We start from the raw sequence: 25567 nt of genomic DNA, 5'->3' as shown, positions 1-25567 counted from the left end.
TCTGGCGCGGCGTCAGCCGGTTATTTCCAGAGAGCGCATTTCGTCTCGGCCTTGGTCGTGAAGACCTGGTCGCCCGGCAGCGTCTTGAGCACCTTCAGGTAGTCCCAGGGCTTCTTCGATTCGGCGGGCGACTTCACTTCGACCAGGTACATGTCGTGGATGAAGCTGCCGTCGGCGCGGATGGTGCCCTTGGCATAGAAGTCGTCGACCTTGGTGCTCTTGAGCTGCGCCATCACCTTGTCGGAGTCGGTGGTCTTGGCGGCGGCCACGGCCTTCAGGTAGGTCATGGTGGCCGAGTAGTCGGCGGCCTGCACGTCGGTCGGCATGCGCTTGGTCTTCTCGAAGAAGCGGTTGGCGAACTTGCGCGATTCGTCGTTCAGGTCCCAGTACCAGCTGGTGGTGTGCAGCAGGCCTTCGGTGTTCTTCAGGCCCAGGCTGTGGATGTCGCTCAGAAAGACCAGCAGGCCGGCGGTCTTCATGGTCTTGTTGATGCCGAATTCCTTGGCCGCCTTGATCGAGTTGATGGTGTCGCCACCGGCGTTGGCCAGGCCCAGGATCTGCGCCTTGGAGTTCTGCGCCTGCAGCAGGAACGAGGAGAAGTCCGAAGCGTTCAGCGGATGGCGCACCGCGCCCACCACCGTGCCGCCCTTTTCCTTCACCACCTTGGTGGTGTCGGCTTCGAGCGCGTGGCCGAAGGCGTAGTCGGCCGTCAGGAAGAACCAGCTCTTGCCGCCGCGGTCTACAACCGCCGCGCCGGTGCCTTTGGCCAGCGCCACGGTGTCGTAGGCGTAGTGGATGGTGTAGGGGCTGCACTGCTCGTTGGTGAGCACCGAGCTGCCCGCGCCGTTGTTGAAGTACACGCGCTTCTTCTCTTCCGCAACCTTGGCGGTGGCCAGCGCGGTACCGGAGTTGGTGCCGCCGAAGACCATGGTCACGCCGGCCGTGTCGATCCATTCGCGGGCCTTGGAGGCGGCGATGTCGGCCTTGTTCTGGTGGTCGGCAACCAGCAGCTCGATGGGCTGGCCCAGCGCCTTGCCGCCGAAGTCGTCGATGGCCATCTGGATGGCGGTGGCGCCGCCCTTGCCTTCGAGGTCGGCATACAGGCTCGACAGGTCGGTGACGAAGCCGATCTTCACTTTTTCCTGCGCCTGCGCGGCGCCTGTGCCCATGGCGAGGACGGCGACGGCGGTAGCGATGAGGCCGAGTTTTTTGTTCATGGTGTTGTCTCCTGAAGAAATCTTTGTGGGATGCGAGAAAAGGTCTTGTGGACGTGTCTTTTGCTTCAGACGCCGAGCAGCTCGGTGAGCACTGGCATCTTGGCTTCGAGCTCGGCGGCGCCGAACTTCTCGACGATGCGGCCGTGCTCCATCACGTAGAAGCGGTCGGCCAGCGGCGCGGCGAAGCGAAAGTTCTGCTCCACCATGACGATGGTGTAGCCCTTGGAGCGCAGCGTGGTGATCATGCGGGCCAGCGCCTGCACGATGACGGGAGCCAGGCCTTCGGAAATCTCGTCGAGCAAGAGCAGCTTGGCGCCCGTGCGCAGGATGCGCGCCACGGCCAGCATCTGCTGCTCGCCGCCCGACAGGCGCGTGCCCTGGCTGTTGCGGCGCTCGGCCAGATTGGGGAACATGGTGTAGATCTCTTCGACCGACATGCCCTGTCCCGCGCCCTTGAGTTCGGGCGGCAGCAGGAGGTTTTCCTCGCACGAGAGGCTGGCGAAGATGCCGCGCTCTTCAGGGCAATAGCCGATGCCCAGGTGCGCAATGCGGTGCGTCGGCATGCCGATGGTCTCTTTGCCATTGACCTCGATGCTGCCCTTGCGTGCGCCGGTCAGGCCCATGATGGCCCGCAGCGTGGTGGTGCGGCCCGCGCCGTTGCGGCCCAGCAGCGTGACGACTTCGCCGGGCTGCACGACCATGTCGACGCCGTGCAGCACGTGCGATTCGCCGTACCAGGCTTGAAGGTCCTTGATTTCCAATGCGGCGGTCATCAGTGGGCCCCTTGGAGTTGGCCGTCGGTGGTGCCCATGTAGGCTTCCATCACCTGCGGGTTCTTCGAGACTTCGGCGTACGGGCCTTCGGCCAGCACGGCGCCGCGCTGCAGCACGGTGATGGTGTCGGCAATGGTCGAGACCACGCTCATGTTGTGTTCGACCATCAGGATGGTGCGTCCGGCCGACACGCGCTTGATGAGTTCGGCCACGCGGTGCACGTCTTCATGGCCCATGCCCTGCGTGGGTTCGTCGAGCAGCATCAGCTCGGGTTCCATTGCGAGCGTGGTCGCGATCTCGAGCGCGCGCTTGCGGCCGTAGGGCAGGTTCACGGTCTGTTCGTCGGCGAGTTCTTCGAGGCCGACTTCAGCCAGCAGCTCGCGGGCTCTGGCATCCAATGGCTTGAGCGACTTCTCGCTCTTCCAGAAGTGGTACGAGGTGCCCAGCCTGCGTTGCAGGCCCAGCCGCACGTTCTCGAGCAGCGTGAGATGCGGGAACACGGCCGAGATCTGGAACGAGCGGATGATGCCGCGCCGCGCGATCTGCGCGGGCCGCTCGCCGGTGATGTCCTGCCCATTGAACAGGATCGTGCCGGTGGTCGGTTCGAGGAACTTGGTGAGCAGGTTGAAGCAGGTCGTCTTGCCGGCACCGTTCGGACCGATGAGCGCGTGGATGGATCCGCGCACCACCGACAGGTCGACCTTGCTGACCGCCGTGAACCCTTTGAATTCCTTGGTGAGCTGGCGTGTTTCGAGAATGACGTCGCTCATCTCGCGAAGTCGCCCGGGTACGGAAAAAGAATGTCGGTCATGCGGTCCATCTCAATGCGCCACCATCGAGCGCGGACCGATTGTTCGTGGGCCTACCCCGCTTGCATACTGGGGCAAATGCCTATGCTGCAGTGCAACCTGCACGAACCGGCGCACATTCGAATCGGGGACTGTCGTTATGACGACAAAGAAAGCTCCGGCGGCATCGGAAACCCCAAGCCGGTGCGCGCAGGGGTCTGCGTAGACTGCAACCAACATGCCGGACTTCCGCTCTCCCGACTTCCTGACCGACCACATCCTGCACACGCTGGCTTTCTACGAGCCGCGCGACCTCGATGCCACGGGCGGCTTCTTTCATTTCTTCAAGGACGACGGCACGGTGTACGACCGGCGTACGCGCCATCTCGTGAGCAGCACGCGCTTCGTGTTCAACCATGCGATGGCGTATCGCCGCTTCGGCATTCCCGCGCATCTTGCAGCCGCGCGGCACGGCCTTGCGTTCGTCGAGCATGCGCACCGGCAACCGGGTGGCGGCTATGCATGGCAGATCGACTGGCACCAGCAGCGCGCCACCGTGCAGGACGGCACCAATCACTGCTACGGCCTGGACTTCGTGCTGCTCGCGCAAGCGCATGCGCTGATGGCCGGCATCGAGGAAGCGCATGCGGGGCTGGAGCACACCTGGCAACTGATGGAACAGCATTTCTGGGAGCCACGGCACCAGCTCTATGCCGACGAGGCCACCACCGACTGGCGCATCGGCGCCTATCGCGGACAGAACGCCAACATGCACGCCTGCGAGGCCCTGATGGCCGCATTCGAAGCCACGCAGCAAACGCGCTACCTCGACCGCGCGCTGGCAGTGGCCGAATCAGTGACCGGCAAGCAGGCCGCGCTGGCTGACGGACTGGTGTGGGAACACTACCGCGAAGACTGGTCGGTCGATTGGGACTACAACCGCGGAGACAAGAGCAACATCTTCAGGCCCTGGGGCTTCCAGACCGGCCACCTGACCGAGTGGGCCAAGCTGCTGCTGCAGCTCGAAGGCCATCTCGCCACCAAGGACCGTACGGCCGACTGGATCGTGCCGCGCGCGCGCCATTTCTTCGACACCGCCATGTTCCGCGGCTGGGACGCCGACAACGGCGGGCTGGTCTACGGCTTCGGCCCCGACGGCAAAGTGTGCGACGACGACAAGTACTTCTGGGTACAGGCCGAGAGCTTCGCGGCGGCCGCCCTGCTCGCGGTGCGCACCGGCGAGGCCAGCTACTGGGACTGGTACGACAGCATCTGGGCCTACAGCTGGGAGCACTTCGTCGATCACCGGCACGGCGCGTGGTATCGCATCCTCACGCCGCAGAACCGGAAGATCAGCGACGAGAAGAGCCCCGCCGGCAAGACCGACTATCACACCATGGGCGCGTGCCACGACGTGCTCAGGGCACTGCGAAAATAAGAACCCCCAGGCTCCTTGCGGAGGCTGGGGGTGGTTGGATCGGCGTGAAGACGATGCGCAGTCAGTGTGCTCCGGCTGCGGCGTCGCCACCGGCGCCGCCCTTCTGCGGCCTTGCCAGCCACACCAGCGGAATCAGCAGCAGGAACAGGATCGCCGACGCGTAGAAGATGTCGTTCGTGGCCAGCATGTAGGCCTGCTGGTCGACGATGCGGTTGATCTGCCCCAGCACCTGGTCAGCGCTGAAGCCGCTGGCGTTGAGCCCGGACATCGCGCTCGTGGCTGCGTTGTTGCCCTGGTTGATCGTCTCGGCCAGTTGCGTATGGTGCAGCGTGGCACGGTTGTCCCACAGCGTGGTGGTGATCGACGTGCCCATCGCACCCGCCGTGATCCGCAGGAAGTTCGACAGCCCCGACGCGGCCGGGATGCGGTCTGGCGTGAGGCCCGACAGCGTGATGGTCACGAGCGGGATGAAGAAGAACGCCATCGCGATGCCCTGGATCACCGTAGGGATGATGATGGTGACGAAGTCGGCCTGCGTGTTGAAGTTCGACCGCATCCACAGCACCAGTGCGAACACCAGGAACGAGAAGGTCGCGTAGCGGCGTGGATCGATCTTGGCCACCGTGAGCCCCACCACCGGCGAGAAGAAGATCGCCAGCAGCCCCACGGGCGCCATGATCATCCCCGCCTGCGTGGCGGTGTAGCCCATCCACTGCTGCAGCCACAGCGGCAGCAGCACCACGTTGCCGAAGAACAGGCCGTAGGCCACGGCCGTTGCCACGGCGCCCGACCAGAAGTTGCGGCGCTTGAACAGCGACAGGTCGACCACCGGGTGCTTGTCGGTCAGCTCCCAGACCAGGAAGAACGCGAAGCCGACCACGGACACCACCGCCAGCGTGACGATCTGCGCCGAGTGGAACCAGTCGAGCTCCTTGCCCTTGTCGAGCATCAGTTGCAGCGAGCCCACCCACAGCACCAGCAGCGCGAGGCCGACGGCGTCGATAGGCACCTTGTGCGTGCTGCTCTCGCGCTTGCGGTACAGCGTCCAGGTGATGGCGGCCGCGACGATGCCCACGGGGATGTTGATGTAGAAGATCCACGGCCACGAGATGTTGTCGGTGATCCAGCCGCCCAGCAGCGGCCCCATCACCGGCGCGACCAGCGTGGTCATCGACCACATGGCCATCGCAAGGCCTGCCTTGGCGCGCGGATAGCTCGACAGCAGCAGCGTCTGCGACAGCGGAATCATCGGGCCGGCCACGAAGCCCTGCAGCGCGCGAAAGGCGATCAGCGTCGTCATGTTCGGCGCCAGGCCGCACAGCAGCGAGGCGACCATGAACAGGATCACGCTGGCCATGAACAGGCGCACCTGTCCGAAGCGCTGCGTCATGAAGCCCGTGAGCGGCACCGCGATGGCGTTGGCCACCGCGAAGCTGGTGATGACCCAGGTGCCTTGCGTGGTACTCACGCCCAGGTCGCCCGAGATGGCGGGCAACGACACGTTCGCGATCGACGAATCGAGCACGTTCATGAAGGTTGCCGCAGACAGCGCTACCGTGCCCCAGACGCGGGCTGCGCCTTCGAGCGGTGGATGCGCAACGTAAGCAGGAGCAGCGGTGGCCATTGCGGTCGCGCGAACTGTTTGCCTGAGTTACCCGAGGGAAGCGCGGGCGATCAGCCCGGCTGCCCTTGCACTGCCACCGATGCCGCGGCGGGCGCGCTCGACGGTGCCGCCGAGCCCTTCGACGGCGCGGTGGCCGTTGCCGGTGCGCTGCGGCCGAGGTTGGCCGCGACGATGCGGTCGACTTCGGCGTCGGCGCCGCGGTCGAGCTGGCTGTACACGGCCGTCTGCGTCAGCGCGGTGGCGCGCGGCGCGTCGGCGAGCATCTTGCCGCTCTTGGACGAGATGTCGACTTCGGCATCCATCGACAGGCCGATGCGCAGCGGGTTGGCCTTGAGCTGCTCGGGGTCGAGCGCGATGCGCACGGGCACGCGCTGCACCACCTTGATCCAGTTGCCGGTGGCGTTCTGCGCGGGCAGCAGCGCGAATGCACTGCCGGTGCCGACGCCCAGGCCCGCAACCTTGCCGGTGTACTCGACCTTCTTTCCGTACACGTCGGCCGTGAGCTTCACGGGCTGGTCGATGCGGATGTTGCGCAGCTGCACTTCCTTGAAGTTGGCGTCGACCCACAGCTGGTTGAGCGGCACGATCGACATCATCGGCGTGCCGGCGGCCACGCGCTGGCCGAGCTGCACTGTGCGCTTGGCGACATAGCCGTCGACCGGTGCGGGCATGGCCACGCGCTGGGTGGCGAGGTAGGCCTCGCGCACCTTGGCGGCGGCGGCCAGCACGCTCGGGTGCTGGGCCACGCTGGTGCCGTCGGTCAGCGACTGGTTGCTGACCAGCGCTTCCTTCGCGGCGACCACGCCGGCCTGCGCCGCGGCGAGTGCGCTCTTGGCGGTGTCGAGTTGCGTCTCGGCGTGGTTGAGCTCTTCCTTCGACACGGCGCCGTTGCCCGACAGCGCGCGGCGGCGCTGCAGGTCGTCCTGCGCCTTGGCGATGTCGCTCTGCGCCTTCACGATGTCGGACTGGCGCAGCGTGACCTGCGCGGCCAGCGAGCCGTTGTTGGCGTACAGCGTGCGCACCTGGCGCACGGCCTGCGCGAGCGCAGCCTCGGCCTGTTCGAGCGATACCTTGGCGTCGGCCGGATCGAGCTGCACCAGGGGCTGGCCGGCCTTCACGAAGTCGGTGTCGTCGGCGCCGATGGCCATCACGGTGCCGCCGATCTGCGGCGTGATCTGGATGACGTTGCCCTGCACGTAGGCGTTGTCGGTGTCCTCGTAGTGGCTGGCAACCAGCCATTCGTAGAGGCCCCAGCCGCCGCCGACGACGATCACCACCGCGGCGAGCGCGGTGAGTGCGCGGCGGCGCTTGCCGCTGTTGGCGGGCGCCTCGGGGGCTGCAGGAGCTGCAGCTGCAGCGGGCGTCGGAGTGTTGTTGTCGCTCATGATGAAGTTCTTTCCGAAGACGAGGAAGTCGGGTCAGTTCTGGTCGGTTCTTGTTCAGTTCACTGCGGCCGCGGGGGCCGAGGCGGTGGCCGTGGCCGGGGGCTGCCAGCCGCCGCCCAGCGCGCGCGCCAGGCCCACCTGCGTGTCGAGCGCGCGGGCGGCGAGGTCGACGGCCAGCCGGCGCTGCGCCAGCACGGAGGTTTCCGCGGTCAGCACGTTGAGATAGTTGCCGAGGCCCGCGCGGTAGCGCTGCACAGCGATGTCGTAGGCGCCTTCGGCAGCGGTCTGCGCTGCGCGTTGTTCGGTTTGCTGGCGCGTGATCGACTGCGCGCTCGTGACCTGGTCGGCCGCATCGCGCACCGCGTCGAGCACGGTGGCGTTGTAGCTTTCGATGGCCACATCGAGGTCGGCCGACTTGCCGCGCAGGTTGGCGCGCAGCTTGCCGCCTTCGAAGATCGGCAGGCTGATGGCCGGGCCCACGCCCCACTGCTCGCTGCCCGACTTCAGCAGCTTGCCGAAGCCCAGGCTCTGGAAGCCGACGAAGGCCGTGAGGTTCACGTTGGGATAGAAGAGCGTCCTGGCGTTGGCCACGTCGCTCGTGGCTGCCTCGACGCGCCAGCGCGCGGCGGCGATGTCGGCGCGGCGGCCGAGCAGGTCGGCCGGAATGCTGCCCTGCAGTGCCATCGGCTTGACGCCGGCAAGCACCGGCGGCTTGAGCGATGCCGACACATTCGGCTGGCCGACGAGCGCGTCGAGCGCGTGCTGCTGCAGCGCGATCTGCTCGTTGAGCGATTCGATCTGCTGGCGTGCCTCGGGCAGGCCGCCTTCGCTCTGGCGCAGTTCGAGGCGGGTGTCGAGGCCGGCGGACACGCGGTCGCGCACGAGCTTGAGCGTTTCGTCGCGCTGCGCCAGCGTGCGCTGGGCGACGGTGAGCTGGTCGTTCAGGCGCGCCCATTGAAAGTAGCTGCGTGCCACGTTGCTCGCGAGCAGCACGCGGGCGGCATCCGCATCGGCAGCCGCGGCATTCGCCGAGCCGATGGCGGCGTCGAGCGCGGTGCGGTTCTTGCCGAAGAAGTCGAGCTCCCAGCTGGCGCCGAGCTGCAGCAGGCCGATGTTCTGCGTGGAGCCGCCCAGCGGTGCCGGGTAGATGTAGTTGCTGTTGAACTTCTGGCGATCCAGGTCGAGCTCGGCGTTGACCTTCGGCTTGAGGGCCGAGCCGGCGATGTCGGCGGAGGCCTGCGCGCGCGCGAGGCGGGCTTGCGCGACCTGCAGGTTGGGGTTGCCGGCCACGGCCTGGTCGATCAGCGAATTGAGCTGCGTGTCGCCGAAGGCGAGCCACCATTGGCTGTCGAGGCGGGACACAGGCGCCGCGGCGCTGTCGGGCGCGATGCCCAGCGACGAGGCGTCGCGCAGCTTGGCCTGCGAGCCGATGCCGGCCATGTCGGCACATCCGGCAAGTGCGACCACGAGCAATGCTGCGGCCACGACGGGGGTGCGACGCACAGCGCGCACAGCGAGGGAATCAGTCATTTTTATCTCCACGGGCCGCGAGGGCCTGGGCGTTGTCGAGGATGCGGCGCAAGTAACCCTTGAGCTGCTCCCATTCTTCGGCGCTGAAGCCAGCGAGGTGTTCGTTCTGCACACGGCTGAGCACGTAGGGCACTTCCTTGGCGGCGGCACGGCCTTCGTCGGTGAGTTCGATGTTGACCACTCGGCGGTCTTCGAGCGAGCGCACGCGGCGGCACAGGCCCTTGGCTTCGAGGCGGTCGAGCAGGCGCGTCATGGCGCCGGTGTCGAGCTCGCAGGCGCGGGCCAGTTCGGCCACGGTGGTGGCGGCGCCGGTGTGCAGCTTGTAGAGAGGCAACCATTGCGGATAGGTCGGGCCGCCGGGCTCGCACATGCGGGTTTCTACTGCCTGACCAACCAAAGTGATGATGCGGCGCATCAGATAACCGATGCTCTCTTCGGTCGAGTAGGTCTCCGCGCGATAGAAGACAGGCGGGCGACGCTCGGCGTCGGCAGGGACCGACGGGGCTACTGGAATGTTTGCATCGCTCATGGGCAAAATATTAGCTGCCGAGGCAGTAATTGTCAAGGCCGCCTTTGTGAAGGCAAGGGATCGTTAGAATCGGCGCATGGCTTCTACCCCACCGTCTTCCATGGCCAAGGGCTCGCCCCGGTCGCTGTCGGGCCTGAGCCCTTTTCTTCGCCCCTACCGCGTGCAGATCGTGCTGGCAGCCCTCTTTCTGGTGCTGGCGGCGGTTACCACGCTGGTTTTCCCTATCGCTTTGCGCAGTCTGATTGACGGCGGCTTGATCAGTACCGACAAAGGCGCCCAGACCATGGCGCTGCGCGAGCACTTCGGCGCCCTCTTCGCGGTGGCCGTGGCGCTGGGCGTTTTCTCGGCGGCGCGCTTCTATACGGTGAGCTGGCTGGGCGAGCGCGTGACGGCCGACATCCGCAACGCGGTCTACGGCCATGTGCTGAAACAGAGCCCCGTCTTCTTCGAAACCACGCAGACCGGCGAAGTGCTGTCGCGCCTGACGGCCGACACCACGCTGGTACAGACGGTCGTCGGCTCGTCGCTGAGCATGGGGCTGCGCAACGCGGTGATGGGCGTGGGCGCCCTGGCCGTGCTGATCTGGACCAATCCTTACGTGATGGTGCAGGTGCTGGGCATCCTCGTGCTGGTGGTTCTACCGAGCATGTGGTTTGGCCGCCGCGTGCGCAAGCTGTCGCGCGCCAGCCAGGACCGCGTGGCCGATTCGAGCGCCATTGCCGCCGAGGTGCTGAACGCCATCCCCGTGGTGCAGAGCTACACGGCCGAAGGCCGCGAGGCCGCGCGCTTCAACGGCTCGACCGAGAACGCCTTTCGCACCGCCGTGCGCCGCACCAAGGCACGCTCGGTGCTGGTGGCGTTCATCATCATCGCGACCTCGGCAGCGCTGCTCTGGGGCCTTTATCAGGGCACGCAGGCGGTGCTGCGCGGCGACATCACGGCCGGCCACCTGGGCCAGACCGTCGTCTACGTCGCCATCCTGGCCAGCGCGACTGCGGTGCTCGGCGAGGTGTACGGCGACCTGCTGCGTGCAGCCGGCGCGACCGAGCGGCTGATGGAGCTGCTGCATGCGCCCGCCGCCATCTTTTCACCGCCGAGCCCGACGGTCACGCCCGTCCCCGTGGCGGGCAGCACGATCAAGTTCGATGCGGTGACCTTCCATTACCCATCCCGACCAGGCACACCGGCACTGCGCGATTTCAGCCTCGAAGTCGCGCCGGGCGAAACCGTGGCCCTGGTGGGATCGAGCGGCGCGGGCAAGAGCACGGTGTTCCAGTTGCTGCTGCGCTACTACGACCCGCAATCGGGCCGCCTGCTGCTCGACGGCGCGCCGCTGGCCTCGCTCGCCCTGCCCGACCTGCGCACCCGCATCGGCCTCGTGCCGCAGGACGCGGTGATCTTCTCGACCACCGCGTTCGAGAACATCCGCTACGGCCGTCCCGAGGCGACAACCGAGGAAGTGCATGCCGCAGCACGCGCCGCCTTCGCCCACGACTTCCTCCAGGCGCTGCCCGAGGGCTACGACACCTTCCTCGGCGAGCGCGGCGTGCGGCTGTCGGGCGGGCAACGCCAGCGCATCGCGATCGCGCGCGCGATCCTGAAGAACCCGCCGCTGCTGCTGCTCGACGAAGCCACGAGCGCACTCGACGCGGAAAGCGAGCGCATGGTGCAGGCGGCACTGGAATCGGCAATGGAAAACCGGACCACGCTGGTCATCGCTCACCGGCTGGCAACAGTGCAGAAGGCCGACCGCATCGTGGTGCTGGACCACGGCGGAATCGTCGAGCAGGGAACGCATGCGACGCTGGTCGCGCAGGGCGGTGTGTACGCGCGCCTGGCTGCGCTTCAGTTCACGGCCTGAACGGCCGCAACCGGCCGGTCAATTACTGCAGGGTTTCTTTCAGCGCCGCCGGAATCGGCAGCGCCATCACCGGAATGCCTTCGTCGAGCAGCGCTTCGGTCTGCTCCGGCGTCGCCTGGCCGCGAATGCCGCGCTCCTGGGCTTCGCCGTAGTGCATCTTGCGGGCTTCGTCGGCAAAGCGGTCGCCGACGTCTTCGGTCTTTGCCAGCACCTCGCGCACAGCGCGCATCCAGCGGGCTTCGGGTGAGAGTTCGGCGGGAACGTTCGAGGCAGCAGCCGGTGCCGCAGCCTCAGGCGCCTTGGCATTGCCCAGATTGAGGCGCGGCGCGCTCAGCAGCTTGACGATGGCGGTGTCGCCACAGACCGGGCACTCGACCAGTCCGCTGGCCAACTGGCTGTCGAAGGCCTCGTTGGACGCGAACCAGCCCTCGAAGCCGTGGCCGTGCGCGCAGCGGAGATTGAGAACCTTCATCCGCGGATTATCCCGCGTGGCCTTCCGCAGGGGCAGCCTTCCAATCCAGTGTCCATGCGCCCGAAAGGACGTTCTGCAGCCAAAGCGTGCAGGTCAGGGTCTTGGCGTCGGTCACTTTGCCGTCACGGCACCAGCCGGCCAACTCATTGGGCGTGGCCGTGAACACGTCGAGAAACTCGCCATGATCGAGCTGCCGCTCACCGAGTGAAAGGCCGCGCGCAAAGTAGATGTGGATGATTTCGGTCGAGTACGCCACCGCCAAGTGCATCGCACCCGCATACGCCCATTCGCGCGCGGTATAGCCGGTTTCCTCAATCAGTTCACGCCGGCCGCAATCGAAAGGGTCTTCGCCCGCATCGAGCTTGCCCGCCGGAAATTCGATCATCACGTGGCCGACCGGGTAGCGGAACTGCCGCTCCAGCACCACTCGGCCGTCGTCCAGCAGCGGAATCACCACCACGGCGCCCGGATGCACCACGTATTCGCGCGTGGCGCTGTGGCCATCAGGCAGCCGGATGGTGTCGCGCCTGGCTTCCAGGAACTTGCCCTTGAACAGCTCTTCGCGGCTCGTGAGCTCTTCCTTCAGATGGGAATCGGTGGTGTCGATGGGCGTGGTCATGTCGTCCTCGTCAATGCCTGTGCTTCATCAGATAGCGCCAGGTGAATCCTGGAAAGGCCAGCACGATGAACAGCGCGCCAGTCACCGCATAGAACTCCCAGCCCTGCGGGGCAATCTGCCCTGCCCTGCGCTCGAACAGCAGCCCGATACCGCCGGCCAGAAAGTACAAGACCACCAGTTCGGCGAGACGCACCGCGAGCGACTTGGGCTTTGTCGCCAGCGGCACGACGCCGAACAGGCGGTCGTTGAAGAACGGCAGGTTGGCAGCCACCAGGGCCACCAGCAGAACGACCCAGACCGACGCGGTTTGCGACACCAGGCCGGGCCGCGTCAGTGGGCCAGGGTTGCCACGATCGCGTCGTAGCAAAGCGTCATCAGGCCGCCGGGCACGATGCCCAGGATCAGGATCAACGCGCCGTTGATCGTGAGCACCGTGCGCACGTCGCGCGGCGCCGACACGGTGGTGGCCGTGACGGGTGCGTCGAAGTACATGACCTTGACCACGCGCAGGTAGTAGAACGCGCCGATCAGCGACATCATCACCGCGAACACGGCCAGGCCGATGTAGATGGCGTGACCCGATGCAATCAGCGCCTGCAGCACGGCCAGCTTCGCGTAGAAGCCGACCAGCGGCGGCAGGCCGGCCAGCGAGAACATCGCAATGGCCATCACGCCGGCGTACAGCGGGCTGCGCTGGTTCAGGCCAGCCAGGTCGGTGATCTCTTCGCTTTCGAAGCCTTCGCGCGCCAGCAGCAGGATGATGCCGAAGCTGGCCAGCGTGGTCAGCACGTAGGTCACGATGTAGAACATCGAGGCGCTGTAGGCGTACTGGGCGTTGTAGGTGCCCTGCTGGTCCGAGCCGGCGACCAGGCCGAGGAGCATGAAGCCCATCTGCGAGATCGTCGAATAGGCCAGCATGCGCTTCAGGTTGCTCTGCGCAATGGCGGCCAGGTTGCCAACCAGCAGCGAGGCGATGGCGAGCACGGCCAGCATCTGCTGCCAGTCGATGGCAAGCGGCTGCAGAGCGTCGACCAGCAGGCGGATGATGATCGCGAAGGCAGCCAGCTCGGGCGCGGCGCCGATCAGCAGCGTGATCGCAGTCGGAGCGCCCTGGTAGACGTCAGGCACCCACATGTGGAACGGCGCAGCGCCCACCTTGAAGGCCAGGCCGGCGACGATGAACACCAGGCCGAACACCAGCACCTGGTGGTTCACCTTGCCGCTCGCGATGGTCTTGAACACTTCGTTGACGTCGAGCGAGCCGGTCGCGCCGTACATCATCGACAGGCCATACAGCAGGAAGCCGCTGGCCATGGCGCCGAGCACGAAGTACTTCATCGCCGCTTCGCTGGCCACCGCGTTGTCGCGGCGCAGCGCCACCAGCGCATAGCTCGACAGCGTGAGCAGTTCGAGTCCCAGGTAGATCAGCAGGAAGTTGCTGCCCGAGATCATCACGAACATGCCCAGCAGCGCGAACATGCTGACGGTGAACATCTCGCCGCCGCGCAGCATCTCGCGGTCGGCCGCATAGGGACGGCCGTAGACCAGAGTGACCATCAGGGCGACGGTGGCGAAGCACTTGAGCCAGTTGCCCATCGGGTCGCTGACGACCATGCCGCCGAAGCCGTAGATCGTCTTGGCGTCAAGGGCCTGCAGGCCCGACAGCACGGCGACCACGGCAAGCGTGGCCAGCGTCAACACATAGGTGCGGGTACGGCGCGGGCTCGTGTCCGACAGGTCGACCAGCGCAATGATGCAGGCCATGACCAGCAACACGATTTCGGGGTAGATCGTGACCCAGCTGAGTTTGTCAATCATCTCGTTCTCTTCTTCAGCGTGGCATCAGGAAGGCAGCTTCGAAACTGCCACGTGGCGCAGGAGCTCGGTCACCGAGGCGTCCATCGCGTCGGTGAACGGCTTCGGGAACAGGCCCATCCACAGCACAGCAATGGCCAGCAGTGCCAGCATCAGGAACTCGCGAGCGTTGATGTCGCTGAGTTCCTTGACGTGGTCGTTGCCGACCGGACCCAGGTACACGCGCTTGTACATCCAGAGGGTGTAGGCCGCGCCGAAAATCAGCGCGGTGGCGGCGCCAAGGCCGATCCAGAAGTTGGCCTTCACGGCGCCCAGGATCACCATCCACTCGCCCACGAAACCGGCGGTACCCGGCAGGCCGCAATTGGCCATGGCGAACAGCAGCGCGAACGCGGCGAACTTGGGCATGGTGTTGACCACGCCGCCGTAATCGGCGATCTGGCGCGAGTGCACGCGGTCGTACAGCACGCCGATGCCCAGGAACATGGCGCCCGACACGAAGCCGTGCGCAATCATCTGCACGATGCCGCCGGACACGCCGAGCTCGTTGAAGATGAAGAAGCCGAGCGTCACGAAGCCCATGTGGGCCACCGACGAATAAGCCACCAGCTTCTTCATGTCCTGCTGCACCAGCGCAACCAGGCCCACGTAGATCACGGCGATCAGCGACAGCGCGATCATGAGCCAGGCCCATTCGTGCGAGGCGTCGGGCGCGATGGGCATCGAGAAGCGCAGGAAGCCATAGGCGCCCAGCTTCAGCATGATCGCGGCCAGCACGGCGGAGCCACCGGTGGGCGCCTCGACGTGCACGTCGGGCAGCCAGGTGTGCACCGGCCACATCGGCACCTTCACGGCGAAGGCCGCGAAGAAAGCAAAGAACAGGAAGGTCTGCGCGGTCGAACCCAGCGGCAGCTTGTGCCAGGCCAGGATGTCGAAGCTGCCGCCCGACTTGTTGTACAGGAAGATCAGCGCAACCAGCATCAGCAGCGAGCCGAGCAAGGTGTAGAGGAAGAACTTGAACGCCGCGTAGATCTTGTTCGGGCCGCCCCAGATGCCGATGATCAGGTACATCGGGATCAGCGTGGCTTCGAAGAACACGTAGAACAGCACGCCGTCGAGCGCGGAGAACACGCCGATCATGAAGCCCGACAGGATCAGGAACGCGCCCATGTACTGGTTCACGCGCTCGGTGATCACTTCCCAGGCCGAGATCACGACGACGACCGTGATGAACGACGTCAGCAGCACCAGCCAGAGCGACAGGCCGTCGATCCCGAGGTGGTAGTTGACGTTGAAGCGTGCGATCCAGCCCGTCTTTTCGACGAACTGCATCGCGGCAGTGCCGTTCTGGAAACGCGTGAACAGCGGAACCGTGACCAGGAAGCTCACGATGGCACCGACTAGCGCGACCCAGCGCACGCCCTTGGCATGCTCGTCACGGCCAAACGCCAGCAGCACGGCGCCGAATGCGATCGGCACCCAGATGGCAAGGCTCAACAAACCCATTTTTCTTTTTCTCCAGCGCTAGGCTCAGCGTTTGAACCAGACGAAGTACGTCATCAGGATGAAGATGCCGAGCAGCATCGCGAAGGCATAGTGGTAGATGTAGCCAGACTGCATCCAGCGCACCACACCCGAAATCCGGCCGATCACTTTCCACGAACCGTTGACGACGGCTCCGTCGATCAGGGCCTGGTCGCCACCCTTCCACAGGCCGGTGCCAAGCGCGCGCGTGGCGCGGGCAATGACGTTCTCGTTGAACCAGTCCATGTAGTACTTGTTCTCGAGCAGGCGGTAGATCGGGCCGCAGGCGCGCTTGATCGCAGCCGGCAGCGCCGGGTTGATCATGTACATGTACCAGGACAGGACCACACCAGCCAGCGCCAGCCAGAACGGCGCAGCCTGCAGGCCGTGGATGGCCATGGCCACCGGGCCGTGGAAGGCTTCTTCCAGTTCCTTCATGGCGTGGTGCCTGGTGCCGTCCACGACGATCGCGTTCTTGAAGAACTCGCCGAACAGCATCGGCTCGATCGTCATGAAGCCGATCACCACCGAGGGGATGGCCAGCAGCACCAGCGGCAGCCAGACGACCCAAGGCGATTCGTGCGGCTTCTGGTCATGGCCGTGACCATGATCGTCATGACCGTGGCCATGGTCGTCATGGTGCGCATCGGGGTTCTGGTCGTAGCGTTCCTTGCCGTGGAAGACCAGGAAGTACATGCGGAACGAATAGAACGCCGTGATGAACACGCCGGCCAGCACCGCGTAGTACGCGAAGTTCGCGCCCCACAGGTGGCTTTCGTGCACCGCTTCGATGATGCTGTCCTTCGAGTAGAAGCCGGCAAAGAACGGCGTGCCGATCAGCGCGAGCGACCCTAGCAGCGAGGTGATCCAGGTAATCGGCATGTACTTGCGCACGCCGCCCATCCAGCGGATGTCCTGGTTGTGGTGCATGCCGATGATCACCGAGCCGGCGCCGAGGAACAGCAGCGCCTTGAAGAACGCGTGCGTCATCAGGTGGAACACCGCGACCGAGTAGGCCGAGGCACCGAGCGCCACCGTCATGTAGCCGAGCTGCGAGAGCGTCGAGTACGCGACCACGCGCTTGATGTCGTTCTGGATGATGCCCAGGAAGCCCATGAACAGCGCGGTGATGGCGCCGATCACGAGGATGAAGCTCAGTGCCGTGTCGCTCAGCTCGAACAGCGGCGACATGCGCGCCACCATGAAGATGCCGGCCGTCACCATCGTTGCCGCGTGGATCAGCGCGGAGATGGGCGTCGGGCCTTCCATCGAGTCGGGCAGCCACACGTGCAGCGGGAACTGGGCACTCTTGCCCATCGCGCCGATGAACAGGCAGATGCAGATCACGGTGATGAGCATCCACTCGGTGCCCGGGAACGTGATACCGGCCAGCGTACCCGCCTTGGCGAAGGCTTCGGTGTAGTTCAGCGTGCCGGCGTAGGCGGCGATCAGGCCGATGCCGAGGATGAAGCCGAAGTCGCCCACACGGTTGACCAGGAAGGCCTTCATGTTCGCGAAGATCGCGGTCGGCTTGTTGAACCAGAAACCGATCAGCAGGTACGACACCAAGCCCACCGCTTCCCAGCCGAAGAACAGCTGGAGCATGTTGTTGCTCATGACGAGCATCAGCATCGAGAAGGTGAACAGCGAGATGTACGCGAAGAAGCGGTTGTAGCCGTCGTCTTCTTCCATGTAGCCGATGGTGTAGATGTGGACCATCAGCGACACGAAGGTCACGACGCACATCATCATGGCGGTGAGGCCGTCGACCATGAAGCCGACTTCCATCTTCAGGCCGCCCACGACCATCCATTCATAGATGGTTTCGTTGAAGCGAGCGCCGTCGGCCACCACGCTCTTGAGCGTCATGGCCGAGATGATGAAGGCGACCAGCACGCCCAGGATGGTCAGCGAATGCGTGACCTTGCGGCCGATGTGATTGCCGCCGAACTTGGTGCCGAACAGGCCGGCGACAGCGGCGCCGACCAGGGGTGCCAGCGGCACGGCCAGCAAGGTGGATGCGGAAAGGGTTGCGCTCATGTTGCTTTCAACCCTTGAGCGAGTTGAGTTCGTCGACGTTGATGTTCGACTTGTTGCGGAACAGCAGAACCAGCAGCGCCAGCCCGATGGCCGACTCGGCCGCGGCCACCGTCAGGATGAAGAACACGAAGATCTGGCCGTGCATGTCGCCCAGGAAGTGCGAGAACGCCACGAAGTTCATGTTGACCGCGAGCAGCATCAGCTCGATGGCCATCAGCAGGACGATCAGGTTCTTGCGGTTCAGGAAGATGCCGATCACGGACAGCGCGAAGAGCATCGCGCCGAGCGAAAGAAAGTGTCCGAGCGTGAGCGTCATGCCTTGTTTTCCTTTGCAGCGTCCGCAGCTTCAACCACAGGCTCGGCAGCACGCGTTGCCGGCATCTGCACGATGCGCACGCGATCGCGCGCTTTCACGCGGACCTGGTCGGCTGGGTTGACGTACTTGCTGTCCTTGCGGGTGCGCAGCGTCAGCGCGATGGCGGCCACGATGGCCACGAGCAGGATGACCGCGGCAATTTCCAGCGGGTAGAGGTATTCGGAGTAAAGCAGCTTGCCGAGTTCGAGCGTATTGGAAGTGTTGGCCCCCAACGCACCGGCAGCAGCGCGCGGCTCGCCGAGGCGGAAACCGCCCATGAGCACGGCCGCCATTTCGAGCGCAATCAGCGCACCGACGCCTGCCGCCAGCGGAAAGTGCTTCCAGAAGCCCTCCCGCAAGCCGTCGACGTTGATGTCCAGCATCATCACCACGAACAGGAAGAGCACCATCACGGCGCCGACATACACCAGCACGAGCGAGATCGCGAGGAACTCGGCGCGCAGCAGCAGCCAGATGGCCGATGCCTGGAAGAAGGCCAGAACCAGGTACAGAGCGGCGTACACGGGGTTGCGGGCGGTGATGACGCGGAACGCTGCAAACAGCAGCACCACGGCAAACAGATAGAACAGACCGGTCTTGACGTCCATTGGAATTCGAATTGGTACGGGGTTCGGGCTGGTCGGAATCAGCGGTACTTGGCGTCAGCCGCCTTGTTCGCTGCGATTTCTTTTTCGTAGCGGTCGCCCACGGCCAGCAGCATGTCCTTGGTGAAGTACAGGTCGCCGCGCTTTTCGCCGTGGTATTCGAAGATGTGCGTCTCGACGATCGAGTCGACCGGGCAGCTCTCTTCGCAGAAGCCGCAGAAGATGCACTTGGTCAGGTCGATGTCGTAGCGCGTGGTGCGGCGCGAGCCGTCGTCGCGCACATCCGATTCGATGGTGATGGCCAGCGCCGGGCAGACAGCCTCGCAGAGCTTGCAGGCAATGCAGCGCTCTTCGCCGTTTTCATAGCGGCGCAGCGCGTGCAGGCCGCGGAATCGCGGCGACAGCGGCGTCTTCTCTTCGGGGAACTGCACCGTGATCTTGCGGGCAAAGGCGTACTTGCCGGTAATGGCCAGGCCCTTGAACAGCTCGAACAGCATGAAGCTGCCCAGGAAGTCCTTGAGCGAGAACGGCGCGGACGGTGTTGCGGTGTGCGCAGCAGACATGATGTTGGCGCTTCCTGTTATTTCCAGATGTTGAACGGCGTCTGCATCCAGCCACCGACCACGACCAGCCACACGAGGGTGACGGGAATGAAGATCTTCCAGCCCAGACGCATGATCTGGTCATAGCGGAAGCGCGGGAACGTCGAACGCACCCACAGGAACATGGTGACCACGCAGAAGGTCTTGAGGCCCAGCCAGATCCAGCCCGGAATGATGCTCAGGAATTCGAACGGCGGCAGCCATCCGCCGAGGAACAGCACGACGGTCAGGATCGAGACGAGCCACATGTTGGCGTACTCGGCCAGGAAGAACATCGCGAAGCTCATGCCCGAGTACTCGATCATGTGGCCGGCAACGATTTCGGACTCGCCTTCCACCACGTCGAACGGGTGGCGGTTGGTCTCGGCCAGGCCGGAGATGAAGTACACGACGAAGATCGGCAGCAGCGGCAGCCAGTTCCACGACAGGAAGCCGACGCCCATGTTGGCGAACATGCCCTTGCCTTGGACGTTCACGATCTCGCTCATGTTCAGGCTGCCGGTGACCATCAGCACCACGACGAAGCAAAAGCCCATCGCGATTTCGTAGCTCACCATCTGTGCCGAGGCGCGCAGCGCGCCCAGGAAGGCGTACTTCGAGTTCGAGGCCCAGCCGGCGATGATCACGCCGTACACCTCGAGGGAGGTGATGGCCATCACGAACAGCAGGCCGGCGTTGATGTTTGCCAGCGCCACGTCGGGGCCGAAGGGAATCACGGCCCATGCGGCGAGCGCCGGCATGATGGTCATGATCGGGCCCAGCAGGAACAGGCCCTTGTTGGCGACCGTCGGAAGAATGATTTCCTTGGTCATCAGCTTGAGCGCGTCGGCGATCGGCTGGAGCAGGCCCAGCGGTCCGATGCGGTTCGGGCCGATACGGATCTGCGTGAAGCCGATGGCCTTGCGTTCCCACAGCGTGAGGTACGCCACAGCCAGCATCAGCGGGATCACGACCACGATGATCTTGATCAGCGTCCAGATAAAGGGCCAGACCACGGCGGTCCACCAGCCTGCGGCAACCAGCCCCTGGCCGAAGCCATGAATGGTGTCGATGATCATGCCAGTGCCTCCTCGGCACGCGCCGACGCGTTCGATCCAGCCGATGCATTGCGCGCGTCGGCAGTCAGTTGCAGCGACGGTGCGCGGCGCACGATCGAGTCGAGCTGGTAGATGCTCGCGACCACGGGTGCAGCAGTTGCACCGCTGGAAGCGACGGCATTGGCGGAGGTGGCGTTGTTCAGCGCATTCGCCGGCACCGCGCCCTTGTCACCGATGCTGGCCAGCACCTCGGTGGTCGATTCGAACGCGAAGCCGGGCAGGCCCAGCAGGTTGGCCAGCACGCGCAGCACCTTCCACGCCGGGCGCGTTTCGCCTTGCGGCTTCACGACGGCATGGAAACCTTGCAGGCGGCCTTCGGCATTGACGAAGGTACCGGGGGTTTCCGTGAACGGAGCGATCGGGAGCAGCACGTCGCTGAACTCGAGGTTGGCCTTGAAGGGGCTCAGCGTGACGACCATTTGCGCATTGCCGATGACATCGGCAGCGGCGGCGCCAGCGGCCGAGTCGAACACCGGCTCGGTGTTCAGCAGCATCACGGCCTTCAGGCCGGAACCGGCAGCGAGCATGCGACCTGCATCGAGGCCGCCGTTCTTCGGAAAAGCGCCGACGATCTGCGCGCCAACGGTGTTGGCGGCTTCGGTCAGGTAGCCGACGGTGGCGCCCGTCTGCGCACCGATCCAGTTCGCCAGGGCCAGCAGGCTGCTGGCTTGTGCGTGATGGGCGGCGGCATTGCCGAGCAGGATGGCCTTGCGTTCGCCGCTCAGCAGCGAGGCTGCGATGGCTTGCGCGGCGGCGTCAGGCGCGTTCTTCGGTGCCAGGGGCGCGGCTGCGCCATTGGTCTGGCCGATGGCGGCAGCAACTGCGGCCAGCGCCTCGACCCATTGATCGGCTTCGACGATGGACGCCTGCGCCACGTCGATGGCCCAGGCGTCGCGGGCAGCCATCAGGCTGGCCGAGGTGATCACCGACAGCGCGGCGCCCTTGCGCACGGCCTGGCGGATGCGCTGTGCGAACAGCGGATGTTCCTTGCGCAGGTTCGAGCCGACGACCAGCGCGCGCTGCACTTGCGTGAGCGAAGCGATCGAGGTGCCGAGCCAGCGCACGCCTTCGAACGCCGTGAATTCGGCGTTGCGCAGGCGGTAGTCGATGTTGTCGCTGCCGAGTTCACGCGTGAGCAAGGCTGCGAGCTGCAGCTCCTCGAGCGTGCTGTGCGGGCTGACCAGCGTGCCGATGCTTTGCGCGCCGTGGTCGGCCTTGATCTGCTTCAGGCCATTGGCAACGTACTCGAGCGCCGTCTGCCAGTCGACCTGCTGCCACTGGCCGCCCTGCTTCAGCATGGGCTGCGTCAGGCGTTCCGGGCCGTTGAGCGCTTCGTACGAGAAGCGGTCGCGGTCGGCAATCCAGCATTCGTTGACGTCTTCGTTCTCGAGCGGCACCACGCGCATCACGCGGTTGTTCTTGACCTGGACGATCAGGTTGGCGCCGGTGGAGTCATGCGGGCTCACCGACTTGCGGCGCGACAGTTCCCAGGTGCGGGCGCTGTAGCGGAAGGGCTTGCTCGTGAGCGCGCCGACCGGGCAGATGTCGATCATGTTGCCCGACAGTTCGGAGTCGACCGAGTCGCCGAGGAAGGTTTCGATTTCGGAGTGTTCGCCGCGGTGCGACATGCCGAGCTCCATCACGCCGGCCACTTCCTGGCCAAAGCGGACGCAGCGCGTGCAATGGATGCAGCGGCTCATTTCTTCCATGCTGATCAGCGGGCCCACGTCCTTGTGGAACACGACGCGCTTTTCTTCTTCGTAGCGCGAAGAAGAACCGCCGTAGCCAACGGCCAGGTCCTGCAACTGGCATTCGCCGCCCTGGTCGCAGATGGGGCAATCCAGCGGGTGGTTGATCAGGAGGAACTCCATGACCGACTGCTGCGCCTTGATGGCCTTTTCGCTCTTGGTGCGGACGATCATGCCCTGCGTGACCGGCGTGGCGCAGGCCGGCATCGGCTTGGGCGCTTTTTCCACGTCGACGAGGCACATGCGGCAGTTGGCCGCGATGCTGAGTTTCTTGTGATAGCAGAAGTGCGGGATGTACGTGCCCGCCTTGTCGGCAGCATGCATCACCATGCTGCCTTCGGTCACTTCGACCTTCTTGCCGTCGAGTTCGATTTCGATCATGAGTATGTTTCTTCTCGCGCTCAGGCCTTGACGGGCGCCGTCGGAACGTAGCCCGGGATCAGGGCTTCGAACTCGTGACGGAAGTGCTTGATCATGGCGCGCACCGGCATCGCTGCCGCATCGCCGAGCGCACAGATGGTGCGGCCCATGATGTCGCCGGCGACGGAGTCCAGCAGTTGCAGGTCGCTGGGCTTGCCCTGGCCGTTGTGGATGCGGTCCACCACGCGGTAGAGCCAGCCCGTGCCTTCGCGGCACGGCGTGCACTGGCCGCAGGACTCGTGCATGTAGAAGTACGAGAGGCGCTTGAGCGACTCGACCATCGAGCGGCTGTCGTCCATGACGATCACCGCGCCCGAACCGAGCATGGAGCCGGCCTTGGCGATGGAGTCGTAGTCCATGGTGCAGGCCATCATGATGTCGGCCGGCAGCACCGGCGCCGACGATCCGCCGGGAATCACGGCCTTCAGCGTGCGACCCTTGCGCACGCCGCCGGCCAGCTCGAGGAGCTTGGAGAACGGCGTGCCCATGGGCACTTCGTAGTTGCCGGGCAGCTCGACGTCACCGCTCACCGAGTAGATCTTGGTACCGCCGTTGTTCGGCTTGCCGCATTCGAGGTAAGCCGGACCACCGTTGCGGATGATCCAGGGCACCGCCGCGAAGGTCTCGGTGTTGTTGATGGTGGTCGGCTTGCCGTACAGGCCGAAGCTGGCCGGGAACGGCGGCTTGAAGCGCGGCTGGCCCTTCTTGCCTTCGAGCGATTCGAGCAGCGCGGTTTCTTCGCCGCAGATGTAGGCACCGAAGCCGTGGGCGGCGTGCAACTGGAAGTTGTACGTGCTGCCCATGATCTTGTCGCCGAGGTAGCCGGCGGCGCGCGCTTCTTCGAGGGCTTCCTCGAAGCGGTCGTAGCTCTGGAAGATCTCGCCGTGGATGTAGTTGTAGCCCACGCTGATGCCCATCGCATACGCGGCGATGGCCATGCCTTCGATCACGATGTGCGGGTTGAACTGCAGGATGTCGCGGTCCTTGCACGTACCCGGCTCGCCCTCGTCCGAATTGCAGACGAGGTACTTCTGGCCCGGGAACTGGCGGGGCATGAAGCTCCACTTCAGGCCGGTCGGAAAACCGGCGCCGCCACGGCCGCGCAGGCCCGAAGCCTTGACTTCGGCGATCACCTGGTCGGGCGTGAGGCCCTCAGTGAGGATCTTGCGCAGCGCCTGGTAGCCGCCGCGCGCCTCGTAGTCGGCCAGACGCCAGTTGGTGCCGTCAAGGCCCGCATAAATCTGCGGCTCGATGTGACGGTCATGGAAGCAGGTCTGGACGCCCGTCGCCTGGAACTGCTGGAGCACTTGTTCGGGTGACATCAGGCAGCCTCCCCTTTGGTGGAACCGCGCAGGCCTTCGATGAGCTGGTCGAGCTTCTCGTTGCTCATGAAGCTGCACATGGTGCGGTCGTTGACCAGCATCACGGGCGAATCGGCGCAGGCGCCCAGGCATTCGCTCTGCTGCAGCGTGAACAGGCCGTCAGCCGTGGTCTCGCCCATCTTGATGCCGAGCTTCTTCTCGAGGTGTACGAGGGCGGTGACGCCGTCTCGCAGCTGGCAAGGCAGGTTGGTGCACACGTTGAGCTTGAACTTGCCCACCGGATGCTGGTTGTACATGTTGTAGAAGGTCGTCACTTCATGCACGGCGATGGGCGCCATGCCGAGGTACTCGGCAATCTCGCGCTCGCGCTGCAGGCTGACGTAGCCCTCGTCCTGCTGGACGATGGCGAGGCAGGCCATCACGGCGGATTGCTTGCCTGCTTCGGGGTACTTGGCGACCTCGCGCGCAAAGCGCTCGAGGATCGTAGTCTTCAACGGCGCCGAGGGCGCCGCGTCATGGTGGGTCGAGGAAGTCGTCATTCGCTCTTTCTCACCTGTCGATCTCGCCGAACACGATGTCCATCGTGCCGATCACCGCGACAGCGTCGGCGATCATGTGACCGCGCGACATTTCGTCGAGGGCGGCGAGGTGCGGGAAACCAGGGGCGCGGATCTTCAGGCGGTACGGCTTGTTGGCGCCGTCGCTCACGAGATAGATGCCGAACTCACCCTTCGGATGCTCGACGGCGGCATACGCCTCGCCTTCGGGCACGTGGAAGCCTTCGGTGAAGAGCTTGAAATGGTGGATCAGCTCCTCCATGTTCGCCTTCATCGATTCGCGCGCGGGCGCGGCGACCTTGTGGTTGTCAGTGATGACAGGGCCGGGGTTGGCACGCAGCCAGGCCGAGCACTGCTGGATGATCTTGTTGGCCTGGCGCATCTCTTCGACGCGGACCAGGTAGCGGTCGTAGCAGTCGCCGGTCTTGCCGACGGGCACGTCGAACTGCATCTGGTCGTAGACGTCGTAGGGCTGCTTCTTGCGCAGGTCCCATTCGATGCCCGAGCCGCGCAGCATGGGGCCGGTGAAGCCGAGGTTCAGCGCGCGCTCCGGCGTGACCACGCCGATGCCCACGGTGCGCTGCTTCCAGATGCGGTTGTCGGTGAGCAGCGTCTCGTACTCGTCGACCATCTTCGGGAAGCGCTTGCAGAAGTCGTCGACGAAGTCGAGCAGCGAGCCCTGGCGGTTCTCGTTGAGCTTCTCGATAGCCTTCGCGTTCTTGATCTTGCTGACCTTGTACTGCGGCATTGCATCCGGCAGGTCGCGGTAGACGCCACCCGGACGGAAGTACGCCGCGTGCATGCGCGCGCCGGACACGGCCTCGTACATGTCGAACAGGTCTTCGCGCTCGCGGAAGCAGTAGATGAGCATGTTCATCGCACCGCAATCCAGACCGTGCGCACCGAGCCACAGCAGGTGGTTCAGCAGGCGGGTGATCTCGGCGAACATCACGCGGATGTACTGCGCGCGGATCGGCACTTCGAGGCCCATCATCCGCTCGATGGCGAGGCAGTACGCGTGCTCGTTGCTCATCATCGACACGTAGTCGAGACGGTCCATGTACGGCAGCGACTGGATGAAGGTGCGCGATTCGGCAAGCTTCTCGGTCGCGCGGTGCAGCAGGCCGATGTGGGGGTCGGCGCGCTGGATCACTTCGCCGTCCAGCTCGAGCACCAGGCGCAGCACGCCGTGTGCCGCAGGGTGCTGGGGACCGAAGTTGAGTGTGTAGTTCTTGATTTCGGCCAT

General features: G+C 65.0%; 23 protein-coding genes. 2 read left to right on the top strand and 21 right to left on the bottom strand.

Annotated elements, in window-relative coordinates; all coding sequences use genetic code 11:
• Window positions 1–20: 20 nt before the first annotated feature.
• The 3 genes from ACTG4X_RS13075 to ACTG4X_RS13065 form a co-directional block, all read right to left on the bottom strand.
• The gene (locus tag ACTG4X_RS13075) at window positions 21–1169 is read right to left on the bottom strand and encodes an ABC transporter substrate-binding protein (protein ID WP_440534388.1); all 1149 of its coding nucleotides are present in this window, start codon (window positions 1167–1169) and stop codon (window positions 21–23) included.
• A gap of 113 nt (window positions 1170–1282) precedes the next feature.
• Entirely contained in the window at window positions 1283–1990 is a 708-nt protein-coding gene (locus ACTG4X_RS13070; RefSeq protein WP_440533962.1) for an ABC transporter ATP-binding protein, read from the bottom strand.
• On the bottom strand, window positions 1990–2760 hold the full coding sequence (locus ACTG4X_RS13065; RefSeq protein ID WP_093079935.1) for an ABC transporter ATP-binding protein: 771 nt from the start codon (window positions 2758–2760) through the stop codon (window positions 1990–1992). The genes ACTG4X_RS13070 and ACTG4X_RS13065 overlap by 1 nt, the downstream gene beginning before the upstream one ends.
• Window positions 2761–3016: 256 nt before the next feature.
• Here ACTG4X_RS13065 and ACTG4X_RS13060 point away from each other — a divergent pair, with 256 nt between their 5' ends.
• A complete protein-coding gene (locus tag ACTG4X_RS13060) occupies window positions 3017–4216 on the top strand; it encodes an AGE family epimerase/isomerase (RefSeq protein ID WP_440533961.1) in 1200 nt (399 codons plus the stop codon).
• A gap of 61 nt (window positions 4217–4277) precedes the next feature.
• Here the strand turns inward: ACTG4X_RS13060 and ACTG4X_RS13055 are convergent, their stop codons facing one another.
• Genes ACTG4X_RS13055 through ACTG4X_RS13040 form a run of 4 tightly spaced genes read right to left on the bottom strand, consistent with a single transcriptional unit; the run spans window position 4278 to window position 9284 of the window.
• Complete coding sequence (locus ACTG4X_RS13055; RefSeq protein WP_093057834.1) at window positions 4278–5840, bottom strand: DHA2 family efflux MFS transporter permease subunit; 1563 nt, start codon at window positions 5838–5840, stop codon at window positions 4278–4280.
• 50 nt (window positions 5841–5890) lie between these two features.
• On the bottom strand, window positions 5891–7225 hold the full coding sequence (locus ACTG4X_RS13050; protein WP_093057835.1) for an HlyD family secretion protein: 1335 nt from the start codon (window positions 7223–7225) through the stop codon (window positions 5891–5893).
• 54 nt (window positions 7226–7279) lie between these two features.
• On the bottom strand, window positions 7280–8755 hold the full coding sequence (locus ACTG4X_RS13045; RefSeq protein ID WP_093057836.1) for an efflux transporter outer membrane subunit: 1476 nt from the start codon (window positions 8753–8755) through the stop codon (window positions 7280–7282).
• On the bottom strand, window positions 8748–9284 hold the full coding sequence (locus ACTG4X_RS13040) for a MarR family winged helix-turn-helix transcriptional regulator (protein WP_093057837.1): 537 nt from the start codon (window positions 9282–9284) through the stop codon (window positions 8748–8750). Before ACTG4X_RS13040 ends, ACTG4X_RS13045 begins: the two co-directional genes overlap by 8 nt.
• Before the next feature lie 76 nt (window positions 9285–9360).
• Between ACTG4X_RS13040 and ACTG4X_RS13035 the strand changes: the two genes are divergently transcribed.
• Window positions 9361–11145, top strand: a complete 1785-nt coding sequence (locus ACTG4X_RS13035) for an ABC transporter transmembrane domain-containing protein (RefSeq protein ID WP_307617093.1) — start codon at window positions 9361–9363, stop codon at window positions 11143–11145.
• Between the two features lie 22 nt (window positions 11146–11167).
• Here the strand turns inward: ACTG4X_RS13035 and ACTG4X_RS13030 are convergent, their stop codons facing one another.
• From ACTG4X_RS13030 to ACTG4X_RS12965, 14 genes are read right to left on the bottom strand one after another with little or no spacing between them, the layout of a single operon-like run.
• Window positions 11168–11617 (bottom strand): DUF1178 family protein, encoded by a 450-nt coding sequence (locus ACTG4X_RS13030; RefSeq protein WP_093057839.1) that lies wholly within the window; start codon window positions 11615–11617, stop codon window positions 11168–11170.
• Window positions 11618–11624: 7 nt separating this feature from the next.
• Window positions 11625–12236, bottom strand: a complete 612-nt coding sequence (locus tag ACTG4X_RS13025) for an NUDIX domain-containing protein (RefSeq protein ID WP_440533960.1) — start codon at window positions 12234–12236, stop codon at window positions 11625–11627.
• Between the two features lie 10 nt (window positions 12237–12246).
• Window positions 12247–12552, bottom strand: a complete 306-nt coding sequence (locus tag ACTG4X_RS13020) for a DUF2818 family protein (RefSeq protein WP_093057841.1) — start codon at window positions 12550–12552, stop codon at window positions 12247–12249.
• A 14-nt stretch (window positions 12553–12566) separates the two neighbouring features.
• Window positions 12567–14054: an NADH-quinone oxidoreductase subunit NuoN gene (nuoN, locus tag ACTG4X_RS13015; protein ID WP_093057842.1), complete on the bottom strand. Its 1488-nt coding sequence runs from the start codon at window positions 14052–14054 to the stop codon at window positions 12567–12569.
• 24 nt (window positions 14055–14078) lie between these two features.
• Complete coding sequence (locus tag ACTG4X_RS13010; protein WP_440533959.1) at window positions 14079–15557, bottom strand: NADH-quinone oxidoreductase subunit M; 1479 nt, start codon at window positions 15555–15557, stop codon at window positions 14079–14081.
• A gap of 24 nt (window positions 15558–15581) precedes the next feature.
• Window positions 15582–17615 (bottom strand): NADH-quinone oxidoreductase subunit L, encoded by a 2034-nt coding sequence (gene nuoL / locus ACTG4X_RS13005; protein WP_093057844.1) that lies wholly within the window; start codon window positions 17613–17615, stop codon window positions 15582–15584.
• 7 nt (window positions 17616–17622) lie between these two features.
• Complete coding sequence (nuoK, locus tag ACTG4X_RS13000) at window positions 17623–17931, bottom strand: NADH-quinone oxidoreductase subunit NuoK (RefSeq protein WP_019653383.1); 309 nt, start codon at window positions 17929–17931, stop codon at window positions 17623–17625.
• On the bottom strand, window positions 17928–18578 hold the full coding sequence (locus ACTG4X_RS12995) for an NADH-quinone oxidoreductase subunit J (protein WP_093057845.1): 651 nt from the start codon (window positions 18576–18578) through the stop codon (window positions 17928–17930). The genes nuoK and ACTG4X_RS12995 overlap by 4 nt, the downstream gene beginning before the upstream one ends.
• A gap of 38 nt (window positions 18579–18616) precedes the next feature.
• On the bottom strand, window positions 18617–19138 hold the full coding sequence (nuoI, locus tag ACTG4X_RS12990) for an NADH-quinone oxidoreductase subunit NuoI (protein ID WP_042579825.1): 522 nt from the start codon (window positions 19136–19138) through the stop codon (window positions 18617–18619).
• A gap of 17 nt (window positions 19139–19155) precedes the next feature.
• Window positions 19156–20235 (bottom strand): NADH-quinone oxidoreductase subunit NuoH, encoded by a 1080-nt coding sequence (nuoH, locus tag ACTG4X_RS12985; protein WP_440533958.1) that lies wholly within the window; start codon window positions 20233–20235, stop codon window positions 19156–19158.
• Window positions 20232–22403 carry an NADH-quinone oxidoreductase subunit NuoG gene (gene nuoG / locus ACTG4X_RS12980; protein WP_440533957.1) on the bottom strand — a complete coding sequence of 724 codons (2172 nt, stop codon included), beginning with the start codon at window positions 22401–22403 and terminating at the stop codon, window positions 20232–20234. The genes nuoH and nuoG overlap by 4 nt, the downstream gene beginning before the upstream one ends.
• Before the next feature lie 20 nt (window positions 22404–22423).
• On the bottom strand, window positions 22424–23764 hold the full coding sequence (gene nuoF, locus ACTG4X_RS12975; protein WP_093057847.1) for an NADH-quinone oxidoreductase subunit NuoF: 1341 nt from the start codon (window positions 23762–23764) through the stop codon (window positions 22424–22426).
• Window positions 23764–24303, bottom strand: coding sequence for an NADH-quinone oxidoreductase subunit NuoE family protein (locus ACTG4X_RS12970; protein WP_093079910.1), 540 nt, complete (start codon window positions 24301–24303; stop codon window positions 23764–23766). Before ACTG4X_RS12970 ends, nuoF begins: the two co-directional genes overlap by 1 nt.
• Before the next feature lie 10 nt (window positions 24304–24313).
• Window positions 24314–25567 (bottom strand): NADH-quinone oxidoreductase subunit D, encoded by a 1254-nt coding sequence (locus tag ACTG4X_RS12965; RefSeq protein WP_093057849.1) that lies wholly within the window; start codon window positions 25565–25567, stop codon window positions 24314–24316.

It is taken from the genome of Variovorax sp. YR566 (assembly GCF_051992195.1).
Lineage (GTDB): Bacteria > Pseudomonadota > Gammaproteobacteria > Burkholderiales > Burkholderiaceae_C > Variovorax.
The sequence above is the reverse complement of the archived record's forward strand: the minus strand, read 5'-3'. Positions and strand labels throughout refer to the sequence as shown.